This is a genomic window from Phaeobacter sp. CAU 1743 (assembly GCF_039839315.1).
Classification (GTDB): Bacteria; Pseudomonadota; Alphaproteobacteria; order Rhodobacterales; family Rhodobacteraceae; genus Phycobacter; species Phycobacter gallaeciensis_A.
The window spans coordinates 1-6,672 of record NZ_JBDOQR010000120.1 but is presented as its reverse complement, the minus strand read 5'-3'; the positions used below and the strand labels follow the sequence as shown (position 1 = coordinate 6,672).

Sequence of the window (6,672 nt, the reverse complement as noted above, 5' to 3'; positions counted from 1 at the left end):
TTTCTTCTTCATTGACTGGCGTAGCGCAGGAAAGGCGGGCTGTTTGGGCATCGGCGGGCATCCTTCAAGGTCCCGCTCAGTCTACCGCAACCCGCTCAGAGCACGAGGTTTTTCAGACTTTCCTTGAATATTATTCCTGCACAGGTGTTGTTCTGCGTTCTTGAGGATTACGCTAGGTACTTGATTTGTAATGAAAGTCGTTTTGGGATTTGTTGCGTTCCCTGAGGCGTGGCTTTACTTTACTGGGCTGTTTTCCGTATATTTAGAAAATTGGTCGTTAATTCTAGATAACTTGTATGTTTTAACGTCTTGGGGTGTGTTAAGGTTAACAACCTGAGCGGGTGTGATCTGTCGTATTCCGCCAGATGTGAACTTTTGGGCTGAATCTGAATGCGGATTCTCAGCGTGTCTTCCTTGCGTCGTAAATCCGCATTTCCAGATCGCAGCCGATCCCAGACAGGCTCTGGGGGTGTTAGTACGTTTGTGGGTAGAAACCCGGCCTTTGGGAGGGTGTTGTTATGTCTGCTTTGAGATCCGAAACCATAGAAACCCGCGCCATCCCGGCGCTGTCGGTCCTGGCCGTTGACGATGATCCCTGGGTACGCCTTCGTCTGGAGGAATTCCTGCGCGAAGCGGGCGTGCCTTTTGAGCTGTGCGCGGATCCTCATGAGGCGTTTCGGCGCTGCGCGGCCCGGCGGTCGACATATGGTCTGGTGCTGATGGATATCCGGTTTCCCGCTGGCAATCTGGTGGGAGAGATTTCCCGGAAGATTGCCGCGCTTGGGGGTGGTTCGGCGGGCCCTGCGATCATTGGGATGTCAGATTGCGCCAACCTGGAGAAATTCCAACGTGGCACCGAATGGGGGATGATCGATATCCTGCCCAAGCCTCTGTTCAAATGGCTGATAATCAATCTTGCGCATGAATTTTGCGGCGGCGAGGAGGTCCAAGAGGACTAAGGCGCCGAAGGGCATCAGGCTGGTGTGGCGATCTGATCAACGGAGCAGGCCGCATGCCTGCTCCGTTGCGGTGTATGTCAGAGTGTCCGAGGCTTTGGGTCGGACCTTAGCTGTTGCGCGATAGCAGGCTGCCGGGGCGCGCCCGCGCCAGTCCGGCGGTCAGAAGCCCGGCAACCACGGCCTTCAGGATGTCGCCCGGAATGAAAATCAGGACCAGGGCTGCAGCGTCGGTAAAGGACTTGTCGAGGGTGATGGCCATTCCGGCCACACCAAACAGATAGAGCACGACGATCCCGCCTAGCATCGCCGCGATGGTCGCCGTCGCCACCAGCGGAATACCCCGCATCCGCTCCATGATCAGGCCGGTGACAAAGGCCGCAATCGGGAAGCCAACAAGGAAGCCAGCCGTGGGCGAGGAAAAGACGCTGAGCCCACCGCGCCCGCCGGACAGCAGGGGCAGGCCAAGGGCGACAAGAAGCAGGAACAGCAGAACGGCCAGCAATCCGCGCCGGGCGCCCAGTACCGTGCCGCAGAGCATGATACCGAGGCTCTGGGCCGAAACGGGCACGCCAAAGGCAAGGGTGATCTGCGGGATCAGCCCCAATGCGGCGATCAGTGCCGCAAAAAGAGCGATGTAAGCGATAGAACGTTCCATATGGTTTCGATCCTTGTACATGCCCAGCTGCGCAGCCGGGCCTAAGATTATTGAACGCCGCCGCGCGCCTTCAGCGCTTCGGCAACGTGGTCGGCGTCATCCAGCGCCAGAATGGTCATCGGCAGGGCAATGCGCCATGATGGGCGGCGCGGTGATCTTGCGCGCCAGGCTTCGGCCAGATCCGCGCCGCGGTGTGCCAGCAACGGGCCAAAGCGGATCACCAGCGCGATTGCGGTTTCAAGCGCCCGGGTGCTGAGGCCAATCCGGCGAAACGGCGTCAGCAGCCATGCGGCAACCCCAACCATATCAGTGAGCCGGGTGGTCATGGTGACAAAATTCGCCAGTGCTACGGCGGTGGTCAGCCGCAGTGCGATGGTCAGCCCGGTTGCCGGGGTGCCTTCGATCAGATGCCACAGTGCGATGACCACGAAGAACGGCCAGAGAATCTGCAAGGTCCTCAGACCACTGGTGGCAAAGACGCGTCCGGCGCTGAGATAGAGACCCAGCGTCAGTGCCAGCGCGCCACCCTGCGCCGCTGGTGTTTTCAGGGAGAACAGAACCACCGTGGTGGCGCAGAGGATGGCCAGCTTTAGCCCCGCGGGCCACCGGTGCGCCCAGGTTTCAACTGGCGAGGTCAGAGAGATCATCGCTTGCCCCCCATTCGGTCATCTGTCTGGTGAACTCCGGCAAGACGTCAGCGGGTGACCCATCGGCCCGCAGCTGGCCTGCCTCGATCCACAGGATACGGTCATAGTGTTCCAGGTGTTGCGGGTCGTGCGAGACGTGGAAAAGCTGTGCTTCGGCCTGATCCAGCGCGCGCTGCAACTGCATGCGGGTTGGGATATCCAGCCCGGCAAAGGGTTCATCCAGCAGGATGATTCGCGGTTTCATGGCGAGAATAGCCATCAGGCACAGCAGTTGTTTTTGCCCCTGCGACAGAAGATGTGTCGGCGCCTTTGCCCATTGCGATTTTCCGAAACGGGCCAGGGTTTGCGCCACCTCTGCGGCGGTGTCGAATTTGCTCAGACCCATCTGGCGCAGCCCGAAACCGATCTCTTCTTCCACCGTGGGGAAAATGATCTGCCGGTCTGGGTTCTGGAACAGCACGCCCACCAGCTCCAGCGCCGCCTTGCGGTCGCGCGACAGGTCGATACCGTCGACCCGGGCCTCTCCCTGATCTGGCGCGATCAGGCCGGCCAGGACGCGCGACAGAGTGGTTTTTCCTGATCCATTGCGCCCGACGATTCCAACCCGCGCTTCATCGGCGCGAAATGAGATGTCCTGCAACAGCGTCTTTTCGCCTGCGATCACATGCACCGCCTGCAGATCCACCACGGCAGCCCGGGCAGAGTCGGCAGTGGGTGCGCCTGCGCTGTCCAGCCTCTGGTCCGGTGCAGCAGGTTTCAAAACGCGGGGCTCCTTTGTGGCGATGATGGCGTGGCGAAATCGGTTCGGCAGGTGATACCGGTTTTTTTGCTTCAGGCAACGTTTTCCGCAAGAAAATCAGCCAAATCGAGGCCGGGAGGGGTCTGATGGCCGGTCAAAAGCCTGCGCCGTGTCAAAGCAATACCAGAACCGGCGTGCCGGGCTGCGGCAGCGCCAGTGAGATTGAGACAGGAATAACCAACCCGTGACCGAGGTTTTGCTGCGGATTTTGGTGCGCGCTTGTCAGTTGGACATTTGCAGGTGCAGACCGGCGCCAGGGAAGAGACGAGCGGTCGCAGCACGTTCGGCCATGGGCGGGCCATCGAAATAGCCTTGCAGATAGTCGACCTTGCATTCCCGAAGCAGTTGCCGGTGCAGTTCGGTCTCAGCGCCTTCGCCGGTGACATGCATGCCAAGGGCATGCCCCAGTTCCGCGATGGCCACGACGATTGCCCGGGTTTCGGCGGAATCAGGCAGTTTGGAGACAAAGGCCGCGTCGACCTTGATCTTGTTCACCGGGAATTTCTGCAGGTAGCTGAGCGAGGAATAGCCCATGCCAAAATCGTCAAGCGCCACGGTCACGCCCAGCCGTTGCAGGGCTTCGATCTCTTTCAGCGCAGACTGGCCGCTCGACAGGACAACTGTTTCGGTGATTTCGGCCTCGACCGCGCTGGCGGGGCAGCCGGTTTCATACAGGCAGTCATTGACGAATTCATCGACCTGCGAACCAAACAGCTTGGGTGAGAGATTAACTGCCACCCGGCCGGTCCAACCCATGTCATGCCAGCGCGCCGCGGCGCGGAAGGCATGGGTCATGATCTGGTAGGTTAGCTCGCGGATCAGCCCTCTGTCTTCGGCGACAGGGATGAATTCCGCCGGAGAGATGCTGCCCAGATGCCGGTGATGCCAGCGTGCAAGGGTTTCAAATCCGATGATCTGACCTGTCTTGAGGTCGGTCTGGACCTGAAAGACGGGGCGGATGCTGCCTTCGTTGAGGGCGCCGCGCAATTCCCGCTCCAGAAGGGTTCTGCGTTTGATGACGGTTTCCAGATCCTTGTGGAAAATCTCGACCCGGCCACGGCCGCCCTTTTTCGCCTCATAAAGCGCCAGATCAGCGCAGCGGATGCCATCGGTGGATCCGGCCTCAGAACCAGACAGGGTTGCGATGCCCGCACTCATGCCGGTGTGCAGGACGTTGCCGTCGATGGTCAGCGGTTTCGACAGATCATAGACCAGCGAGTTGGCAATGCTGTTCAGGCGTTCCTCGCTTGCGGCGCCTTTGACGAGGATCGCAAATTCGTCGCCGCCAAGCCGCGCTGCCAAGGCGTTTTTCCCGCAGTTGCCCAGGAATTTTTCACCCACGACCTTTAGCAGGGCGTCACCGGTGGGATGGCCAAGCGTGTCGTTGATCATCTTGAAATGATCCAGATCCGCCAGCAGGATTGACACCTGTTCCCCCTGATTGAGCCAGTTGCCGAGGGTGTGCTCTAGCAGGCGCCGGTTCGGCAGGCCGGTCAGGCTGTCATGCTCCGCCATGAATTTGACGCGCGCGGCCTGACGTGCCTGATCGCTGTGATCGGTGGCCAGCAGCAGTGTGCCCAAATACAGGCCCTCTTCGTCCCGGATCGGACCGCCCCGCACCAACAGGTTCAGCTCTTCACCGCTGTTGAAATGGGTGACGCTTGCCTCGGCGGCAAAATCCTGATTGGCGGCGACGCGTTCTTCGATCTGTTCGGCCACGTCCTGCGGCAGCCAGGAGCGGAAGTTCAGTTTTTCCCCGTCCCGCGCATCGGCAAAGAAGATGCTGGCATTGGCGTTGGAGAACACCACGTGACCCGTTTCATCCGTCAGGATCACGCCATCGCGGGTGGATTTCAGGGCGCGGTAGATCCGTTTTCTTTCCCGCCTGCTTGCTTCGGTCGTGTGGGCGCGCAGGTCTGCCATTTCGACCTCATTGCGGCGCATCTGCTCCAGCGTCTGTGCCAGCATGCCGATCTCATCAGTACGGGACTGATAGGGAACCACCGTGTCAAACCGGCCATTGTAAATATCGTCGATCGCTGTGCCGATTTTGGTGAGTGGCTGCGAAATCCGCGTCAGGACAAGAAACACGCTGACGGCCAGCAGGGCAAAGATAAGTACCGAGACCGCAGCATGCTGAACCGTCGTGTCCATCAAGGGACCAGTGACGTGTTCCACTGGGAGAGTCAGCCGTAGTTCTCCCAGCTCTTCGTGTTGGTCACCCAGAACATACTCGATCACATGTGTGGTGATGAAATCCCCTTCGCTCGGGGTGAACCCCGGTGCGGTAGCGGCCGCGATCTGCTCGCCAGCCAGACCAATAATTTCAACACTTGCGACCTGGCCAAGGGCCACGATCTGTTGCAGCGATTGTTCCACCTGGACGATGTCGAAATCCCACAAAGCCTGCGTCACGGTCGTTGCCGTCAATCGGGCGACCATGTCCCCTTGCTGGTGCTGACCCTCTATCAGATGCGCTCTGTGATCATAGGATTCGTAGGTCAGACCTGCCGCCAGGATTAGAAAAACTGGGATTAGGACGCCCAACAGAATGCGGGTGCGAAGGGTTTTGGGGCCGACAACATTCATGGCAGAATTACTCAGTCAGTCCATAGCGTTTCAGGATCTCACCGTAGCGCCCAGATGCCTTGAGCTGCGCTCCCCCTTCTGTCAGCTGCTGCGCATAAAGCGCAGATGCCTCCAGCGCCGGGGAGAAACCGATGTGAAGCTCGGTCGCCTCGCCATAGTTCGCGACTTGCAAATCGTCCTGCAATTCCAGCTGATCGATCATGTAGGTCACAACCGAACGTTCATCGATTGCCATGTCGATCCGCCCGGCCTTCAGCTTTTGCAGATTTCGTTTCAGGGCATCATCGCCGCCGATCATCTGAACCCGCTCGGGGTTTCTGGCGTTCTCTGCAACATAGGCGGCGATCACGGTGTTGTACTCATAGTCCAGGATCGCCCCGATCCGGATACCTTCCAGATCTTCAGCGGTCGCGATTGACCGGGCTTCCCCGGCGCGGAACACGATAGCCTCCTGATAGTTGCCCATGGGCGGGCCAAGGATCAGATCAGGCGATTCTTCCTGATCGGTGCCGATGACACCGGTAATGTCGCCGCTGAGAGCCTGTGACAGGCTGCGGCTCCAGGTCATCGACGTATAACGTACCTCGTGCCCAAAAAGCGCCAGCGCCTCTTGTGCCACTTCCACCATATACCCCGGCTGGTCGCTGGCCGGATCGCAGTTGAATGGACACCAGGCGTCAGCGCGCAGGTCAATGACATCCGCGCTGACAGGCGTCCCTAGCAACAACAGTGCAGCCAGAACATTCATCGCTGATCTGGCACGGATGGGACGGACACTCCGCATGCGACTGTTACCTCCTAAAAACAAGTAACAGTCAGACTGCGCGAGACGGGTTAAATGAATCTCAGTACCTGCCCGGCAAAACGCAAAACCACCGTGATTTTCGGTCGTTTTATAGGGTCTGTGGACATTCAGGATTCCCAAGCTGGCTGAAATCTGATTCAAGCTTCCAAAATGGAGGTTTGAATGAACGAAGAGCGGTTTGTGTTGACAGATGAGGTCTGGGTCCGCCTTGCGCCCCA

At 59.1% G+C, this 6,672-nt stretch carries 6 protein-coding genes; 1 reads left to right on the top strand and 5 read right to left on the bottom strand.

The window, feature by feature from the left end; genetic code table 11:
- Positions 1 to 518 precede the first annotated feature (518 nt).
- Entirely contained in the window at positions 519 to 959 is a 441-nt protein-coding gene (locus AAFO90_RS23555) for a response regulator (RefSeq protein WP_347511005.1), read from the top strand.
- A 106-nt stretch (positions 960 to 1,065) separates the two neighbouring features.
- On the opposite strand, the gene AAFO90_RS23550 is transcribed toward AAFO90_RS23555, so the two are convergent.
- From AAFO90_RS23550 to AAFO90_RS23530, 5 genes are all read right to left on the bottom strand, one after another.
- On the bottom strand, positions 1,066 to 1,614 hold the full coding sequence (locus tag AAFO90_RS23550; protein ID WP_347511004.1) for a biotin transporter BioY: 549 nt from the start codon (positions 1,612 to 1,614) through the stop codon (positions 1,066 to 1,068).
- Positions 1,615 to 1,661: 47 nt separating this feature from the next.
- The gene (locus AAFO90_RS23545) at positions 1,662 to 2,261 is read right to left on the bottom strand and encodes an energy-coupling factor transporter transmembrane protein EcfT (protein WP_347511003.1); all 600 of its coding nucleotides are present in this window, start codon (positions 2,259 to 2,261) and stop codon (positions 1,662 to 1,664) included.
- Positions 2,236 to 3,021, bottom strand: a complete 786-nt coding sequence (locus tag AAFO90_RS23540) for an ABC transporter ATP-binding protein (RefSeq protein ID WP_342455894.1) — start codon at positions 3,019 to 3,021, stop codon at positions 2,236 to 2,238. The genes AAFO90_RS23545 and AAFO90_RS23540 overlap by 26 nt, the downstream gene beginning before the upstream one ends.
- A gap of 261 nt (positions 3,022 to 3,282) precedes the next feature.
- Entirely contained in the window at positions 3,283 to 5,502 is a 2,220-nt protein-coding gene (locus tag AAFO90_RS23535; protein ID WP_347511002.1) for an EAL domain-containing protein, read from the bottom strand.
- A 154-nt stretch (positions 5,503 to 5,656) separates the two neighbouring features.
- Entirely contained in the window at positions 5,657 to 6,433 is a 777-nt protein-coding gene (locus AAFO90_RS23530) for a transporter substrate-binding domain-containing protein (RefSeq protein WP_347511001.1), read from the bottom strand.
- Between the last annotated feature and the right edge of the window lie 239 nt (positions 6,434 to 6,672).

Coding starts and splice junctions, on each gene's coding strand:
- AAFO90_RS23555 (WP_347511005.1), top strand. CDS start 519: ATGTCTGCTTTGAGATCCGAAACCATAGAAACCCGCGCCATCCCGGCG.
- AAFO90_RS23550 (WP_347511004.1), bottom strand. CDS start 1,614: ATGGAACGTTCTATCGCTTACATCGCTCTTTTTGCGGCACTGATCGCC.
- AAFO90_RS23545 (WP_347511003.1), bottom strand. CDS start 2,261: ATGATCTCTCTGACCTCGCCAGTTGAAACCTGGGCGCACCGGTGGCCC.
- AAFO90_RS23535 (WP_347511002.1), bottom strand. CDS start 5,502: ATGGTCGCCCGATTGACGGCAACGACCGTGACGCAGGCTTTGTGGGAT.
- AAFO90_RS23530 (WP_347511001.1), bottom strand. CDS start 6,433: ATGCGGAGTGTCCGTCCCATCCGTGCCAGATCAGCGATGAATGTTCTG.